At 71.6% G+C, this 15,786-nt stretch carries 18 protein-coding genes; 13 read left to right on the top strand and 5 right to left on the bottom strand.

Going from position 1 to position 15,786, the window contains the following annotated elements; translation table 11 throughout:
- Positions 1-94 precede the first annotated feature (94 nt).
- Both DEI86_RS00450 and DEI86_RS00445 read left to right on the top strand, forming a co-directional pair.
- Complete coding sequence (locus DEI86_RS00450) at positions 95-487, top strand: ChaB family protein (protein ID WP_111008820.1); 393 nt, start codon at positions 95-97, stop codon at positions 485-487.
- Positions 488-574: 87 nt separating this feature from the next.
- Positions 575-1,543, top strand: a complete 969-nt coding sequence (locus tag DEI86_RS00445) for a beta-ketoacyl-ACP synthase 3 (RefSeq protein WP_111036406.1) — start codon at positions 575-577, stop codon at positions 1,541-1,543.
- 40 nt (positions 1,544-1,583) lie between these two features.
- On the opposite strand, the gene DEI86_RS00440 is transcribed toward DEI86_RS00445, so the two are convergent.
- From DEI86_RS00440 to DEI86_RS00420, 5 genes are all read right to left on the bottom strand, one after another.
- Positions 1,584-2,528, bottom strand: coding sequence for a hypothetical protein (locus DEI86_RS00440; RefSeq protein ID WP_181434639.1), 945 nt, complete (start codon positions 2,526-2,528; stop codon positions 1,584-1,586).
- A 617-nt stretch (positions 2,529-3,145) separates the two neighbouring features.
- On the bottom strand, positions 3,146-3,538 hold the full coding sequence (locus DEI86_RS00435) for a flagellar assembly protein FliW (protein WP_111048531.1): 393 nt from the start codon (positions 3,536-3,538) through the stop codon (positions 3,146-3,148).
- Positions 3,535-4,428, bottom strand: coding sequence for a flagellar hook-associated protein FlgL (flgL, locus tag DEI86_RS00430; protein WP_111048530.1), 894 nt, complete (start codon positions 4,426-4,428; stop codon positions 3,535-3,537). The genes DEI86_RS00435 and flgL overlap by 4 nt, the downstream gene beginning before the upstream one ends.
- Before the next feature lie 5 nt (positions 4,429-4,433).
- Positions 4,434-5,864, bottom strand: coding sequence for a flagellar hook-associated protein FlgK (flgK, locus tag DEI86_RS00425; RefSeq protein ID WP_111048529.1), 1,431 nt, complete (start codon positions 5,862-5,864; stop codon positions 4,434-4,436).
- A gap of 2 nt (positions 5,865-5,866) precedes the next feature.
- On the bottom strand, positions 5,867-6,355 hold the full coding sequence (locus DEI86_RS00420; RefSeq protein ID WP_111048528.1) for a flagellar protein FlgN: 489 nt from the start codon (positions 6,353-6,355) through the stop codon (positions 5,867-5,869).
- Positions 6,356-6,660: 305 nt separating this feature from the next.
- Between DEI86_RS00420 and DEI86_RS00415 the strand changes: the two genes are divergently transcribed.
- The 11 genes from DEI86_RS00415 to DEI86_RS00365 all read left to right on the top strand — a co-directional run bounded on the left by DEI86_RS00415 (position 6,661) and on the right by DEI86_RS00365 (position 15,786).
- Positions 6,661-7,482: a sigma-70 family RNA polymerase sigma factor gene (locus DEI86_RS00415; RefSeq protein WP_111048527.1), complete on the top strand. Its 822-nt coding sequence runs from the start codon at positions 6,661-6,663 to the stop codon at positions 7,480-7,482.
- A 136-nt stretch (positions 7,483-7,618) separates the two neighbouring features.
- Positions 7,619-8,821, top strand: coding sequence for a flagellin (locus tag DEI86_RS00410; protein WP_111036411.1), 1,203 nt, complete (start codon positions 7,619-7,621; stop codon positions 8,819-8,821).
- Between the two features lie 88 nt (positions 8,822-8,909).
- Complete coding sequence (gene fliD, locus DEI86_RS00405) at positions 8,910-10,349, top strand: flagellar filament capping protein FliD (protein ID WP_258376424.1); 1,440 nt, start codon at positions 8,910-8,912, stop codon at positions 10,347-10,349.
- Positions 10,350-10,353: 4 nt separating this feature from the next.
- Positions 10,354-10,833, top strand: a complete 480-nt coding sequence (gene fliS, locus DEI86_RS00400) for a flagellar export chaperone FliS (RefSeq protein ID WP_111008828.1) — start codon at positions 10,354-10,356, stop codon at positions 10,831-10,833.
- A gap of 46 nt (positions 10,834-10,879) precedes the next feature.
- The gene (locus tag DEI86_RS00395) at positions 10,880-11,173 is read left to right on the top strand and encodes a hypothetical protein (RefSeq protein WP_146244839.1); all 294 of its coding nucleotides are present in this window, start codon (positions 10,880-10,882) and stop codon (positions 11,171-11,173) included.
- A 146-nt stretch (positions 11,174-11,319) separates the two neighbouring features.
- The gene (locus tag DEI86_RS00390; protein ID WP_111012833.1) at positions 11,320-11,664 is read left to right on the top strand and encodes a flagellar basal body protein; all 345 of its coding nucleotides are present in this window, start codon (positions 11,320-11,322) and stop codon (positions 11,662-11,664) included.
- Positions 11,661-12,056, top strand: a complete 396-nt coding sequence (locus tag DEI86_RS00385) for a flagellar basal body rod protein FlgC (RefSeq protein WP_111048525.1) — start codon at positions 11,661-11,663, stop codon at positions 12,054-12,056. Before DEI86_RS00390 ends, DEI86_RS00385 begins: the two co-directional genes overlap by 4 nt.
- On the top strand, positions 12,056-12,385 hold the full coding sequence (gene fliE, locus DEI86_RS00380) for a flagellar hook-basal body complex protein FliE (protein ID WP_111012485.1): 330 nt from the start codon (positions 12,056-12,058) through the stop codon (positions 12,383-12,385). Before DEI86_RS00385 ends, fliE begins: the two co-directional genes overlap by 1 nt.
- Positions 12,385-14,079: a flagellar basal-body MS-ring/collar protein FliF gene (gene fliF / locus DEI86_RS00375; protein ID WP_111048524.1), complete on the top strand. Its 1,695-nt coding sequence runs from the start codon at positions 12,385-12,387 to the stop codon at positions 14,077-14,079. Before fliE ends, fliF begins: the two co-directional genes overlap by 1 nt.
- The gene (fliG, locus tag DEI86_RS00370) at positions 14,076-15,131 is read left to right on the top strand and encodes a flagellar motor switch protein FliG (RefSeq protein ID WP_258368435.1); all 1,056 of its coding nucleotides are present in this window, start codon (positions 14,076-14,078) and stop codon (positions 15,129-15,131) included. Before fliF ends, fliG begins: the two co-directional genes overlap by 4 nt.
- A complete protein-coding gene (locus tag DEI86_RS00365) occupies positions 15,124-15,786 on the top strand; it encodes a FliH/SctL family protein (RefSeq protein WP_181435142.1) in 663 nt (220 codons plus the stop codon). The genes fliG and DEI86_RS00365 overlap by 8 nt, the downstream gene beginning before the upstream one ends.

The raw sequence follows: 15,786 nt of genomic DNA, 5'->3' as shown, positions 1-15,786 counted from the left end.
GGACGGACGGGAGGCGCGACACCGGACCGGTGCCGCGCCTCCCGTCCGACACCCGGCCGTGTGGGGTACGACTGGACCAGCGAGAGGAGACACCATGCCCGCGAAGGACGAGATCCCGAGCACCCTGCAGCGCTCGGATGAGCACGCGCAGGAGATCTACGCGAAGACGCTCGACTCGGCGAACGAGACCTACGGCCCCGGGGAGCGCGCCCACCGGACCGCGTTCGCCGCCGTCAAGCACGAGTACGAGAAGATCGGCGACCACTGGGAGCGCAAGGCGGAGAACGGTCCGTCCGACTCCGGTGCAGCCGGGAGTCGTGACGACGGTGAGACCCAGCAGGGCGTCGACGCGAACGCGTCCAAGCAGCACCTCATGGACGTGGCGAAGCGGCTCGACGTCAGCGGGCGATCGTCGATGACCAAGGACGAACTCGTCGACGCGATCAAGAAGGCCAACGCGAAGGCGACGCGCGACGCCCGCTCGTGAACGTGCACGAGGGCCCCAAGACGGGGTCGGGTTCGTTGTCGTGCGCACTGCACGGTCGCCCGGCGCGCGTCGACTAGCGTCGATCCGGTGAACGACGCGAACACGCCCGGCAGCCGCATCATCGGCCTCGGGCACCACCAGCCCGCCCGGATCATGACGAACGACGACCTCGCGGCGATCGTCGACACGAACGACGAGTGGATCCGGACCCGAACCGGGATCCGCACGCGGCACATCGCGTCCGAGACCGACACCGTCACGAGCATGGCGATCGAGGCCGGCCGTGCCGCCATCGCCGACGCGGGCATCGACCCCGCCGAGATCGACCAGGTGTTCGTCGCGTCGACCTCCGCCACCGACCGCGCGCCGTACACGGCCGGACGCGTCGCCGTCGCGCTCGGACTCACTGCCGGCCCGGCGCCCATCGACATCAACACCGCGTGCTCCGGCTTCGAGTACGCGCTCGCCCTCGCCGACCAGTCCATCCGGCTCGGCAGCGCCACGACCTCGCTCGTGATCGCGTCCGAGAAGATCTCCGGCCTCGTCGACTGGACCGACCGGTCGACGTGCGTCCTCATCGGCGACGCAGCCGGCGCCGCCGTCGTCCAACGCAGCGACACCGCCGAGATCGGCCCGGTGTCCTGGGGGAGCGTCCCGCACCTGCTCGAGGCCGTGCTCGTCGACGGGGACCCGCAACGGTTCTCGCAGGAAGGCCGCTCGATCTACCGCTGGGCGATCACCGAGGCGGAGGGGCACGCGCGCCGCGTCGTCGAGAAGGCCGGGATGACGATGGACGAGATCCAGGTGCTCGCGTTCCACCAGGCGAACCTCCGGATCATCGAGCCGCTCGCCAAGGCGCTCGGGGGCGACACGAAGTTCGTGATCACCGACGTGCAGGAGTCCGGGAACACCTCGGCCGCGAGCGTGCCGCTCGGGTTGTCGAAGGCGTGGGCGGCCGGGGAACTGCCCGAGGGCGTGCCCGCGCTGCTGTTCGGGTTCGGCGGGGGCTTCGCGCACGCCGGACAGGTCGTCCGGACGCCGGTCCGGCGGGGCTGAGTCCACCGTCGGCGCGGCCGTGACGCGCCCGGCCCGCTCGCTACGACGCGGGCGTGTCCGTGCCCGTGTCCGGGTCGGCCCAGAGGTCGTCCGTGTCGGCCGGACGACGCCAGGGCAGGGCGCGCTGCCGGCGCCGCGAGGTCCCGGCCTCGACGCCCGGGGCGACGTCGCGCCCGCGTCGAGCCCGCTCGGGGCGCGGCGACACCGGGAGCGGGAAGTGTGCCGGCGGCGGGCCAAACGCCGTCCGCGAGCCGTCGATCACCTTGCGGCCGAGCGCGTGGTTCCCGACGCCGCCGATGACCGCACCGATCCCGAACGGCACCGCGCGGCCGAGCACGCTCGCCCCCTGCCGCGCCAGGAAGCGCTTGACGAACGAGTCACGGAGCCGCCCGCCGATGCCGCTGACGACCGAGCGGGGCAGGCTCGACGTGACGAGTTCGCCCCAGAACGCCGTCCGCGTCGGGCCACCCCCGGCCTGGGCCGCGAGCTGCTTGACGAGCGAGGTTCCGGGCGCGCCGAGGATCATCGCCATCACGAGCGTCCGCGCTCGTTCGGGGTCGGTCACCGCGATGCCGTGCACCTCGGTGACCGACTGGGCGAACAGGGCGCTCGCCTCGAGGAACGCCGCCGTCTCCGCGCCCGTGAGGCCGAGGCTCGTCGCGAACCCGACCCCGGGGATCACCGCGCTCGCTCCGACCGCGGCGCCGCCCGTCGACACCGCGGTGAGGTACTGGCGCTCGAGGATCGCGATGACCTCGGCCGGTGTGGCGTCCGGGCGGCGCCGACGGATCCGGTCGACGTGTGCGACCACCACCGGGCGTTGCACGCTGAGCACGCGGTCGAGCGTCGCCGACCAGCGAGTGGACGCCAGGCCGCTCGGGCCGGGTACGTCGGTCTGCGCCTCGACCGAGGTGTTGTCGGTCGGGACCGTGACGGGAAGGGGGACGATGGCGTTTCGATCGCCCGGGGTGCCTCGTTTGGCCATTCGTGCACCCTACGCTCGGCGGTTTCGCGGGTGCCGGGGCCGGTGCGTTCCGCCCGCCCTGCCTGCGCGCTTCTTCCGCTTCAGACTGCGCGTCGGGGCGGCGATGGGGCGTCGGGGTAAGCCCGCGCGAGGGAGCGTCGGCAGCTCGGCCCGCGGGCGGCGTCGGCGTCGTGGACGCGTGCTGGCGGCGTGGACGCCGGTCGTGCGCTCCGGGGATCCGTGAACGGGGCCCGCACCGACCGTGCGCGCCCGGAGGTTGCCGGTCCGGCGGGAACGAGGTGGGCCTCCCGGTCGGTGGCGGCACCGGCGGCCGTCGGCGGCGCGACCAGAGCGGGCGTGACGAGTCGACGGCATGCAGCGATGCTCGTGGAGCTCCGGGCGCGCCCACGCACCGGGAGCACTGGACTGGGGACGGGCCTCCTGGTGGATCACCTGGGGAGGAGTGTCGTCACCGTCGGAAGCGGTCGTGGTGCGTCACCTGGTGACGGTCCCGCTGTCGTCCGTCATCGACGATGTCGTCGCATGCGCGGGAACCAGATGCACGCGTCTTCGGCGACGTCGTGCGTGTCGGACGACCGCTGACCTGTCGGGAAACCAGCGGGAGCGGCGGGGCGGCGTCAGCGGCGCGCGAGCACCGCTCGGAGGGGGTGGTCCTGCCCCTCGAGGATGAGCTGCGCGCCGATGCCGGTCCGGGCGTTGACGATGACCGGCGCGAGCAGGTTCACCGTCGTGCCGCTCTCGGCGGGGTTCGCGACGACGAGGAGCATCGCCTCGCGCGCGTCGCGGAGGTCGAGGAGCGCGGTCTGCTCCTCGGTGATGACGGGCGCGTAGTCGGGCAGGTGCACGGCGGCGTCGAGGACGAACAGGCGTGGGTCATCGGTGCCGGCAGCGGTGGTGCCGTGCCCGGCGAGGGCGAAGAGCCCCTCGGCACCGGTGACCTCTTGCAGGGTGAACGACGTGAGGGGTTCGAGACCGAACGGTGGAACGGTGAACGTCAGCGGGATGTTCATGAGAGGTAGTCCATCAGGGTCGGCTGCAGCGTCTTCGCGGTGACGGCGAGGGCTGCCTGGTAGTTGGTCTGCTGGAGCTGCAGGTCGAGGATCGCCTTGGCGACGTCCTTGTCCTCGATCTGGGAGCGCTGTCCCTCGAGGTCGGTGGACTGGGACGCGAGCGTCGACTGCGCGGCGATGACCGAGGAGTGTCGGGTGCCGACGTCGCCCTGGACGCCCCGGACGGTGGCGATGCGGCTGTCGACCTGACTGATCCGCGCGCTGACGTCGGCACCGGACTGCAGGTCGCTGCTGATGTCGTCGATGAGGCTGAACACCGAGTCACTCCCGGTCCCGAAGACGGCGCTGCCGTCGGTGTCGACGCGCACGGTCGTCCCCGACGCGATCCGGCGCTGCACGCCGACGTCGGTGCCGTCGGTCGACCCGTTGTAGGTGAAGTCGCTGCCGTACGCGGCGGACGCGTCCGTGTTGCCGGCGAAGACGGCCCGACCGCCGTACTGCGTGTTGGCGTCCTGGAGCAGGTCCTGCTTGAGTCCCTGGAGCTCGGTGACGATCGCGTTCCGGTCGGTGTCGTTCATGGTGCCGCTGTTGGATCCCTGCACGGTGAGGTCCCGGACCTTGTTCATGACCGAGTACACGCTCGCGAGCGCGGAGTCGGTCGTGGCCAGCCACCCGGCGCCGTCGTCGGCGTTGCGGGAGTACTGCGCGTTCTGGGCCTGGGCGCTCCGCACGGTGATCGACTTGCCGGTACCGCTGGGGTCGTCCGACGGGACGGTGATGTTCTTCAGGCTCGACGCCTGGTCCTGCAGCTGCGCGAGCCGCGCGGCACCGGTCTGGAGACGCTGTTGCGCCGCCGCCATGGACATCTGGGTCGTGACACGAGTGAGCATGACGATCAGCTGATCCCGACGACGCCGACGTGGTTGATGAGGGTGTCGAGCATCTGGTCGACCGCGGTGAGCACGCGCGCGGCCCCCTGGTAGGCGTGCTGGTAGGTGAGCAGGTTCACGTTCTCCTCGTCGAGGTCGACGCCGGCCCCGGACTGCTGCTGCGTCTTGGCGCTCGTCGCGGCGAGTCCGGTGAGGGTGGTCTGGGTCGCGGCCGTCCTCGACGTCGTGCCGATGCCGGTGACGACATCCGACCAGGTCCGGTCGGGGGCGTCCGCGGCGGAGCCGATCTGGCCGATGGTGTCCGCGATGCTGCCGCTGTACGAGCCGTCCGCGGTCCGGACGGCGATGCCGGCGGCGTCGGTCGGGACGACGGTGAGGCCCTGCGCGGCCGGGACACCGGCCGCGATCGCGAAGAAGTCCGTGCCGGTGGCACCCGCGGGGGTGTACCCGGTCTCGTACACGGCGTTCACCTGCGTGGCGAGCGCGGTCGCGACACGGTCGTACCCCGCGGAGGCCTCGGCGAGGGCGCCCCCGGTGCCGTCGGCGTTCGCGGGCGCGAGGACGCTGAGCGTGCCGGCGATGCTGCCGCCGTCCAGTGTGACGGCCGAGCCGGACCCGCCGACCCACGACAGGGTCACCGGGGAGGCGGCGGCGCCGCGCAGCGTGTCGGAGCCGGTGACGGCCACGGCGTGGGCGGACGTGCCGTCGACGATGGCGTTCCCGCCCATGACCACGTCGACCGTGCCGTCGCCGTTGTCCCGCACCGTGGCGCCGGACAGGGACGCCATCTGTTCGGTGAGCACGTCGCGTTGGTCCATCAACTCGTTCGTCGAGCCGCCCCCTGCGGCGGTGGTGCGGATGCGGTCGTTGAGCGCCGCGACCTGGGTCGCCGCGGTGTTGAGCTGCCCGACCGCGTCGCCGACGTCGGACCGCGCGGAGGCCCACTGCGCGTCGATCGCCTGGGATCCGGTCCGCAGCGTGCTCGCCACCTGCGTGGCCGAGCTGAGCACGACGCCGCCGGACGCCGTGTCCCCGGGGTTGTTCTGGAGGTCCGACCAGGCCGACCACATCGTGTCCAGCTGGCTGGACAGTCCGTTCGCCCCGGGTTCGTTCAACGACGTCTCGAGGTCGGACAGTGCGGACGAGCGAGCCGACGCGTACCCGGAGGCGGACGCGGAAGCACGGACCTGCGTGTCGAGCGTCATGGTCGCGAGTCGGGCGATGCCGTCGACGGAGACGCCCTGGCCGGCGGTCGCGACCGTACCGGTGAGGAGCCCGGTCGCGGCGACCGGCGGGATGGACGTCTGCGTGATCCGCTGCCGGGTGTACCCGGTCGTCCCCGCGTTCGCGATGTTCTGACCCACGACGTCGAGTCCGGCACGGGCGGCGGAGAGCCCGGAGTAGGCGGTTGCGAGCGATCCGAAGGTGCTGACCATGACTACAGGCTCCCGTCGAAGAAGTGCGCTCCGGCGGCGCCGGCGTCGGCGGAACCGCGGCCGTCGTACGTCGCGACCTCGCCGACCGCACCGGCCAGCGTCTCCTGCGTGGCGCGCGCCGCCGCTCGGAGGAACCGCTCGTTCTCGTCCCGCAGCGCGGCGACCTGCGCGGTCAGCTCGATCATCGCGCGGAGGTGCGCAGCGAGGATCTCGCCCCACGGCCCCTCCGGCGCGGCGGCCGACACGATCTCGCGGAGGGGTGCGTCGATCGGCGCGCCGAGCTGCTCGGCGACGGCGGCGCTCTCGACGCTGCGCTCGAGGCCGACGGCGCGCAGCCGCTCGAGGACCTGTTCGACCTCACGGCTCGCGTGGTCGACCCACCGCGAGCGTCCGGCGGTCAGGAGCAGCTGCTCCTCCTCGAGCTTGAAGGTGAGGAGCTCGAGGAGCTCGCGTTCCCGCCACAGCACGGCGGACAGTTCGTTCATGCCCAAGGTCTCCTCCCGGTGATCGGCTCGCTGCGTCGACGGGGACTATCGGTCCGCGCGGACGCCGTCGTTAGGAGTCACGGCAAGAGCGAGCTGGGCGTGCGCTAGCCGAACCCTCAGGGAGGCACCAGTGGCAGTGCGCCTCCACTTCGGGGGGACGCGGTCCGACTTGTCCCCCGAAATGACGACACCTGCCACCCAGGAAACCCCCGGACTGGGGCCGGTGGAGGTCTCCTGTCCCCCTCAGCTCGTCGATAGGTTCATGACTGCACCGCGGGCGACCGCACCGATCATCGAGGGGGAGACACCGGATGGACCGCACGGCACGCAACGCACTCGTGGTGGAGAACCTCCCGCTGGTGGGGTACCTCGTCGCCGAGGTCTGCGCCCGTGCGACCCACCTGTCGCGCGACGACATGGCCTCCGTCGGTGCCCTGGCGCTCGTCACCGCCGCAGACGCGTACGACCCCTCGCTCGGGGTGCCGTTCGGCGCGTACGCCCGCACGCGCATCACCGGGGCGTTCGCCGACGACATGCGCGCCGGCGACTGGGCCAGCCGTGGGACGCGCAAGCGCATCAAGGAGACCCTCGCCGTGCAGGACACCCTGACGGCGCAGCTCGGACGCGCGGTGTCGGTCCAGGAGCTCGCGGACGCCATGGGGGTCGACCGCCAGTCCGCGGCGGACGCCCTCGCCGACGCGGGCCGGACGGTCACCACGATCGACGAGACCGTGCACGACTCGCTCGTGGCCGAGGTCCCGCTGCCCGGTGACGACCTCCTCGCCACCGAGCGCACCCGCTACCTCCGCGCCGCCGTCGCCGCTCTGCCGGAGCGCATGCGGTTCATCGTCGAGGCCGTGTACTTCGGCGACCGCACCGTCACCGAGGTCGCCGAGGAGCTCGGGATCACCCACTCGGCGGTGTCGCAGCAGCGGTCCGAGGCGATGCGCCTGCTCCACGACGGCCTGACCGCCCACTACGGCGACAGCGACGACGTCGTCGTCGAGCCGCGCTCCCGCACGACGGCCGCGCGACGCAGCGCCTACCTCGCACGGGTCGCCTCGAACGCGGCGGTCGGCATGGCCCGCGCCGTGATCGAACCCCTCGCCGGAACTGCCGCCGCGGCGAGCTGAGAACGTCGGGAGCACGGCACCGCGGAAATCGGTCCGCACCGTCTCCTAACGGCTCCGGCCGCACGGCCGAGAGTCCTCGATGCCAGCCCATGGACGGGCCGGCGCACCACACCCACGTTTCACGGAGGAAATCACCATGGGTATGTCCATCAACACCAACCTCTCGGCACTCGACACGTACCGGAACCTCAACGCGACCCAGAACGACCTGTCGAACTCGCTCGAGAAGCTCTCGAGCGGTCTGCGGATCAACAAGGCCGCCGACGACGCCGCCGGTCTGTCGATCTCCGAGGGCCTGAAGTCGCAGGTCGGTGGCCTCACGGTCGCGGCCCGCAACGCCCAGGACGGCATCTCCGTCGTGCAGACCGCTGAAGGTGGCCTCACCGAGGTCCACTCGATCCTCCAGCGCATGCGTGACCTCGCCGTGCAGGCCGGCAACGACTCGAACAACGCCGACTCGCGCACCGCGATCACGACCGAGGTCTCGTCGCTCCAGTCGGAGCTCAGCCGCATCGCCTCGTCCACGAACTTCAACGGCACGTCGCTGCTCAACAGCAACAGCACGCTGAAGTTCCAGGTCGGCGCGAACGGTGACGCCAACAGCCAGATCTCGGTCGACCTGTCCGGCGCCAACGTGAACAAGGTCGTCGACGCGCTCGGCGCGACGCAGTCCGACGGCACCGCGTTCACGATCGCCGCGGGCACGAACCTCGACACCGCGTTCAAGGGCGCGACGCTCTCGTTCGAGTCCGGAGCCGGTTCGACCTCGGACCTGTCGATCACGACCGGCGCCCTGCAGGGCTCCGGCACGGGCGGCTCGTTCACCTCGATCGACGACGTCGTGTCGGCGCTGAACGGCGACGCCACGTTCTCGAAGAACTTCACCGCCACCGCGGTGAAGGACGCGAACGGCGCGACCACGGGCTTCAACGTCCGTGCGGACGACGGCAGCGCCGTCAGCACGACCAGCCCGCTCACCGCGGACGCCACCGCCACGACGCCGACCCTGGTCGGTGCCGCCGGTTCGTCCACGACGGGCCTGCAGTTCGACACCGCGGACCACGCCCAGGCGGCGATCCGTGCCATCGACGCGCAGATCACGGCCGTGTCGACCGCCCGCTCGAACCTCGGTGCCGTCCAGAACCGCTTCGATCACGCCATCAACGTGACGAACGTGGCGAAGGAGAACCTCACCGCGGCGCAGTCGCGGATCACCGACGTCGACATGGCGGAGGAGATGGTCAACTACACGCGCGACAACATCCTGAGCCAGGCCGGCACGGCGATGCTCGCGCAGGCGAACCAGAGCACGCAGGGCGTCCTCTCGCTGCTCAAGTAACACCCCTGGCGGCCGCCGCCGTACGGATCCGTTCGGGTGATCCGTGCGGCGGCGTCGCTGCCGTCGAACGACCGGAAGGAGCCCCACGGTGTCCACCACCTCCGCCTTGACGACCACCTCGACGTCGGCATCGGGCACGCTCGGCATCGACGGCCTCGCCAGTGGCCTCGACACCACGAGCATCATCAACTCGCTCATGTCGATCGAGCAGCTGCCGCAGTCGCTGCTCCAGGACAAGGTCACGTCGACGAGCGCGTTCATCTCGTCGCTGCAGACGATCAACGGACTGTTCGCGACGATGGCGACGAAGGCCACGGCCGCCGCCACGAGCACCTCCCTCAACCTCCTCACCGCGTCGAGCTCGTCCTCCGCGGTCACCGCGAGCGTGTCGAGCACCGCGGCCGCCGGCAGCGTCAGCTTCACGGTCGGGAGCACCGCCGCCACGCAGGTCGGTGTCACCGCCGCGATGACGACGTGGTCGAGCAGCGCGCCGACGCTCACACTCGTCTCCGCGAGCGGTGCGAAGACCGAGATCAGCCCCGCCTCCGGCTCGCTCGACGACGTCGTCAGCGCGATCAACAAGGCGGGCGCCGGTGTCACCGCGACGAAGGTCGCCGCGGGCACGACGGCCGACGGCACGAAGCAGTACCGGCTCCAGCTCACCGCCACGGCCTCGGGGTCGGCGGGCGCGTTCAGCCTCTACCGCGGCTCGGGCAGCGACGTCGACACGGGGACCGCGACGAACGTCCTCACCGAGTCCGGCGCCGCGGTGGTGCAGCAGGCGTCCGACGCCTCGGTCACGCTGTGGGCGGGGACCGCGGCCGCGCAGACGATCACGAGCTCGACGAACACGTTCACCGACCTCGTGCCCGGACTCACCGTGAACGTGTCGGCGGTGTCCGCGTCGCCGGTCACGATCAACGTCGCCCAGGACACGACGAAGGCCACCGCCGTCGCGTCCGGTCTCGTCGACGCGCTCAACGCGATCACGAGCTACTACTCCTCGAACACGAGCGTGTCGACGACGACGAGCGCCACCGACGGCTCGCAGTCCACGACCGCGGGCGTGCTCCTCGGCGACGCGACGACGCGGGACGCCGTGCAGCAGATCACGAGCGCGATGTCGACCCCGGTGAACGGGCAGTCCCCGTCCTCGATCGGCATCGAGATCACGAAGGACGGCGACTTCACCTTCGACTCGGACGCGTTCCAGGCCGCGCTCGCGACGGACCCCGCCGGCACGCAGAAGATCCTCTCGGGCCTGGCGCAGAACGTCGCGAACGTCGCGAACGGCGCGTCCGACAAGTACAGCGGTTCGATCACGACCGCGATCACGGGGCAGCAGTCCGTGGTCACGGACCTCAACCAGCAGATCAGCGACTGGGACACGCGGCTCGCGGACCGCCGTGCGACGTTGCAGGAGGAGTACACGAACCTCGAGACGAACCTGTCCACCCTGAAGTCGCAGTCGACCTGGCTCACGAGCCAGATCTCGTCGCTGCCCTCGTACTCGTCGTCGAGCAAGTGACCCGATGAACGCCTTCGACCTCGCCTCCGCCGCCGCGTTCCGTCGCGCCGCCGCCGAGGGCACCGCCGCTGACGACCGTCGCCGCGCGCAGTACGCGACCCAGTCGGTGCTGTCCGCGACCCCGGCCCAGCTCGTCACGATGCTCTACGACCGGCTGCTCCTCGACCTGCACCGCGCCGAGCAGGCGCAGACCACCGCCGACTGGTCGACCGCTCGGGAGCAGCTCATGCACGCGCAGGCGATCGTGGGGGAGCTGTCCACGTCGCTCCGCATCGACGTGTGGGACGGCGGGGAGGGGCTGCTCGCCATCTACAACTACGCGTCGACCGCGCTGATCACCGCGAACGTGCACCACGACGTCGACGCGACACGGCAGTGCATCCGTCTGCTCGAGCCGCTCCGTGCCGCGTGGCACGACGCCGCAGCGGCGTTGCCCGCGTCGGCGACGGCGACCGGGACCGGGGGAGCACTCGGTGTCGCCTGAGTGGTCGACGCTCGGCGAGCAGTCCGGTCAGGATCGCGGCGACGCAGTGACCGTGGACGCGCACTCGGCGTGGGACCGCGTCCTCACCGACCTCGAGGTCGCGGTCGCCCGCGCCGACGCCGTCGGCGTCGCGGTCCCGGCGTGGACCCCGCCAACCGGGCTGGGACGGATCCCGCGCGAGCTCGTGGGTCGGGCCTCCCGGCTGCTCGCAGCGCAGCGGGACGCCGTCGCGCGCGTCGACGCGGCCAGGAGGGACGTCGCCGCGCACCTGGGCGCGCTGCGGTCCGTCGCGTCGTCGCGGGCGCCGGAACCGGCTCGGTACCTCGACGTCACGGGCTGACCGACCCCCGTTCGGGGCGACCGCTTACGTGGGCCGGGCGGTGCGCCGATAGCCCCTCTCGAGCACGGATCGCTCGTCCTCGGCCACGGATCGGCCTCCGCCACCGGCGACCCCGCACGGTCGCCGTCCTCGTGGAACGGCTGGTCATGCTCGACTCCGTGTCGACCTCGGCGCTGCAGAGCGCGCTCGACGGTCTCTCGCTCCGGCAGAAGGTGATCGCGAACAACATCGCGAACATCAACACGCCGAACTACCACGCCGAGAAGGTGCAGTTCGAGGACGCGCTCGCCCAGTCCGTCGCGGACGGGAACGGCAGCACGACGCCGACCATCGCGCGGAGCCTCGAGCCGACGAACACGAACGGCAACAACGTCGACCTCGACGAGGAGACGCTGTCGAACGTCGACACGACCCTGCGGTACCAGTTCGCGTCACAGGCGATGAACGCGGAGCTCACGGCGGTCCGCGCGGCGATGCGGACCGACTCGTGACCACCTTCGACGCGATCGGCATCGCGAGCACCGGCCTCACGGTGCACCGGAAGTGGCTCGACGCGATCTCGGACAACATCGCGAACGTCAACACGGTCAAGTCCATGGACGACTCGGCGTTCCAGGCCCGGTACGTCGAGGTCCAGGAAGGCGACGGCGTCTCCGGCGCCTACGTCAAGGGCGCCGCGTTCGGCAGCGCCGCCGGCCGCGTGACCTACGACCCGGACAACCCGCTCGCGAACAAGGAGGGGTACGTCCGGATGCCGGACATCGACCTCGGGACGCAGATGGCGGACCTCATCATGGCCCAGCGCGGCTACCAGGCGAACGCCGCCGTGGTCGACCGTGCCAAGACCGCCTACGAGGCGGCACTCCAGATCGGGAAGAACTGATGCCCATCGACGCCGTCAACGGGGTCACCACGAACGCGCTCTCCGGCGTGTTCGGCACCTCGCAGGCCACCACGCCCGCCACCACCGCCGAGCCCACGACCGGCACCGACGGGTCGTTCGCCACGAGTCTCGGCAACGCGGTGGACGGCCTCCAGTCGCTCGAGAGCCAATCGAACACGCTCGCCGTCAAGGCCGTGACCGGGAACCTCGACGACATCCACGACGCGACCATCGCCGCCACCCGCGCGCAGGTGACGCTCGAACTCGTCTCCGCCGTGCGGAACAAGGGCGTCGACGCCTTCAACGAGATCATGAGGATGCAGGCCTGATGCCGCTCGCACTCCGCAACGCGTTCGCGCGGCTCGGCGCGACCCTCAAGGGCTTCAGTGTGGCGCAGCGCACCATCGCGGTCATCGGGATCGCGGCCGTCGTGCTCGGCGCGATCGCCCTGACGAGCTGGCTCTCGAAGCCCTCGTACGCGCCGCTGTTCACCGGCCTCGCCGCCACCGACGCCAGCTCGATCACCGACCAGCTGACGACGGACAACGTGCCGTACCAGCTCACCGACGGCGGGGCGACGATCCTCGTGCCCCAGGGCGACGTGTACCAGGAACGCCTCAAGGCGGCCTCGAACGGGCTGCCGTCGTCGAACGAGGGTGGGTACGCACTGCTCGACAAGATGGGCGTCACGGCGTCGGAGTTCCAGCAGAACGTCACGTACAAGCGCGCGATCGAGGGCGAGCTCGCCAAGACGATCAGCGCCATGGACGGCGTGCAGACGGCGTCCGTGCAGCTCGCGATCCCCGAGAAGAGCGTGTTCGTCTCGGAGACCAAGGACCCGACCGCGTCGGTGTTCGTCGAGCCGAAGGCGGGCCAGACGCTGAGCACCGAGCAGGTCCAGGCGATCGTCCACCTGACGAGTGCCGCCGTCGAGGGCATGCAGCCGACCGACGTCTCGGTCGTCGACGCGAAGGGCGACGTGCTCTCGGCCGTCGGCACCGGCACCACCGGCGGGTCCGACGACCAGGCGAGCGACTACGACACGCGCGTCGGCCAGCAGGTCCAGGCACTGCTCGACAAGGTGGTCGGCGCCGGCAACTCCTCGGTCGTCGTCGCGGCGACCATGGACCCGAACTCCGGGACGCGCACCACCGAGTCGTTCGCCCAGCCCACGAGCGGCCCCGTCGCGCTCAACGAGTCCAGCTCGACCGAGAGCTACGACGGCTCCGGCGCCGACGGATCGGGAGCGACCGGTGTCCTCGGCCCGGACAACATCGCCGTGCCGAGCGGCAGTTCGACGAGCGGCACGAGCGGATCGAGTGGGTCCAGCGGCTCGGGCAACGGTTACACGAACGAGTCGTCGACCAAGGACAACGCCGTCGACAAGACGACCGAGACCACCACGATCCCGGCCGGTGCGCTCAACCGGCAGACGATCTCGGTCGCGCTCAACAGCAAGGCCGCCAAGGGCGTCAACCTGCAGAGCATCGACGACCTCGTGGCCAACGCCGCCGGTGTCGACCAGACCCGCGGCGACCAGGTGAAGGTCGCGGTCGTCGACTTCAACAACGACGCGGCCAAGCAGGCCGCCGCCGCGCTCAAGGCCGCCGACGCCCAGGCCGCCGCGACCGCGATGTGGTCCACCATCCGCACCGCGGCCATCGTGGGCGGTGTCGTGCTCGCGATCGTCGCCGTGCTCGTCATGATGGCCCGCCGGGGTCGGCGCGCCGAACGCGAGGACGTCGACCTCGGCGAGCTCGACGCGTTCTCCGACGCGTACGAGCTGCCGATCGCGCTCGACGGTGCCGACCCGCGTGCGTCGCTCGCCGCGGCGGACGCACCGACCATCGCGCTGCCGACGCTCGGTGAGGCGCCCACCGGAGACGCCCCGACCGAGGTGCTCTCGAGCGAGGACGTCACGGCGGAGCGCCGGCGGGCGGACATCGCCGCCCTCGCCGAGCGTGATCCCGAGAAGACCGCCGACCTGCTCCGCGGGCTGCTCGACGACAGGACCTCCGTGTGAGCACCCCGCTGACGACCCCGAGCAGCGGGGCCCCGACGGCCGGGACGCAACAGCTCACCGGCGCGCAGAAGGTCGCGGTCATCCTCATGCAGATGGACACGGCCAGCGCCGCGAAGGTCATGAAGCAGTTCTCGGAGCTCGAAGCCGAGGAGATCACGGCCGAGATCGTCCGGATGCGCCGCGTCGACCAGACGGTGGCGGACCGCGCGATCGCCGAGTTCCACCGCATCAGCACGACCGGCCGGGTCACCCGCCGCGGGGGCAAGGACGCCGCGCTCGGACTGCTCGAGGCGTCGTTCGGCTCCGAGCGGGCCGCGGGTGTCATGGAACGCCTGGCGTCCACGATGGCCGGGGCGTCGTTCGAGTTCCTCGACGAGGCCGAGCCCGGGCAGGTCGTCACGCTGCTCGACGGCGAGTTGCCGCAGACGATCGCGCTCGTGCTCGCGCACCTCAGCGCCGGGCAGGCGTCCGCGGTGCTCGCCGGCATCGACGAGGCCGCGCGGACCGACGTCGCGCAGGCGTTCGCGACCATGGGCACGGCGACCCCGGAGGCCGTCGGGATCGTGGCCGCCACGCTCCGCGGTCGCGCCGGCGCCGTCGTCGCTCCCCGCGAGAGCGTCGAGGTCGTCGGCGGCATCGCGCCCCTGGTCGAGATCATCAACCGGTCGGACGTGTCGACCGAACGGGCCCTGCTCGACAGCCTCGAGTCGCGCGACCCGGAGCTCGCCGAGGACATCCGGTCGCGCATGCTCACGTTCGCCGACATCGTCAAGCTCGAGGCGCGGGACATCCAGCAGGTGCTCCGCGGCATCGACTCGAAGGTGCTCGCGACGGCGATGAAGGGCGCGCAGCAGGCGGTCGTCGAGACCATCCGCGCGAACGTGTCCGAGCGCAACCGTGACCTGCTCGACGACGAGGTGCAGTCGATGGGGCCGGTCCGCATGTCGCAGGTCGAGGAAGCACGTGCCGAGGTGGTCCGTTCGATCCGCGAGCTCGAGGCCCAGGGCGTCATCACGGTGCACCGCGCCGAGGAGGACGACTTCGTTGAGTGACGTCGACACGAGCGCTGCCACGTTCACCCGGATCGCCTACCCCTCGATCGCGGCCCCGGCCGAGGAGCGTCGGAAGGCGCAGGCCGACGTGCGCGGTCACGCCGCGGGCTACGCGGCGGGCCTGCGCGCCGCCGAGGCCGAGGCGTCGGTGCGGCGGGCTGAGCTCGAGGCCGAGCACGTGGCCCGCACCGCAGCGCTCGAGGCGCGGACGGCCGCCGCCGTGGCCGCGCTCGAGACCGCGACGCGCGCGCTCGTGGCACGCGTGGTCCCGGTGCTGCACGAGGCCGAGGAGACCGTGGTCACCACCGCCGTCGAGCTCGCCGAAGCCGTCGTCGGACACGAGATCCGGGCCTCCCGGGCGGTGCCCAGCGACGGCCGGGAGGCGCAGCACCCGTCCGGCGCGCTCGCGACCGTCCGACGCGTGCTCGCGTCCCTCGACACCGACGTCGCGCTGGCGGTGCGCCTCAGCCCGGCGGACGCCGCCGCCGTCGCCGGGGCCGCTCTGCCGGTCCCCGTCGTCGCGGACCCGGCGTTGCGCGACGGCGACGCCGTGGTCGACCTGCCCTCCGGGATCCTCGACGCGCGCATCACCACGGCGTTCGCCCGCGTGCGTGCCGCGCTCGACCTCGCGCCGGACGACGGGACCGCCTCGTGA

This window comes from Curtobacterium sp. MCBD17_028 (assembly GCF_003234875.1).
Taxonomy (GTDB): Bacteria; Actinomycetota; Actinomycetes; order Actinomycetales; family Microbacteriaceae; genus Curtobacterium.
Note: the sequence above shows the minus strand (reverse complement) of the source record. Positions and strands in the feature narration are given on the sequence as shown.

Excerpts from the sequence above, each read along its gene's own strand:
- DEI86_RS00450 (WP_111008820.1), top strand. The coding sequence starts at position 95 with ATGCCCGCGAAGGACGAGATCCCGAGCACCCTGCAGCGCTCGGATGAG.
- DEI86_RS00440 (WP_181434639.1), bottom strand. The coding sequence starts at position 2,528 with ATGGCCAAACGAGGCACCCCGGGCGATCGAAACGCCATCGTCCCCCTT.
- DEI86_RS00435 (WP_111048531.1), bottom strand. The coding sequence starts at position 3,538 with ATGAACATCCCGCTGACGTTCACCGTTCCACCGTTCGGTCTCGAACCC.
- flgL (WP_111048530.1), bottom strand. The coding sequence starts at position 4,428 with ATGCTCACTCGTGTCACGACCCAGATGTCCATGGCGGCGGCGCAACAG.
- flgK (WP_111048529.1), bottom strand. The coding sequence starts at position 5,864 with ATGGTCAGCACCTTCGGATCGCTCGCAACCGCCTACTCCGGGCTCTCC.
- DEI86_RS00415 (WP_111048527.1), top strand. The coding sequence starts at position 6,661 with ATGGACCGCACGGCACGCAACGCACTCGTGGTGGAGAACCTCCCGCTG.
- DEI86_RS00410 (WP_111036411.1), top strand. The coding sequence starts at position 7,619 with ATGGGTATGTCCATCAACACCAACCTCTCGGCACTCGACACGTACCGG.
- fliS (WP_111008828.1), top strand. The coding sequence starts at position 10,354 with ATGAACGCCTTCGACCTCGCCTCCGCCGCCGCGTTCCGTCGCGCCGCC.
- DEI86_RS00390 (WP_111012833.1), top strand. The coding sequence starts at position 11,320 with ATGCTCGACTCCGTGTCGACCTCGGCGCTGCAGAGCGCGCTCGACGGT.
- fliE (WP_111012485.1), top strand. The coding sequence starts at position 12,056 with ATGCCCATCGACGCCGTCAACGGGGTCACCACGAACGCGCTCTCCGGC.
- fliF (WP_111048524.1), top strand. The coding sequence starts at position 12,385 with ATGCCGCTCGCACTCCGCAACGCGTTCGCGCGGCTCGGCGCGACCCTC.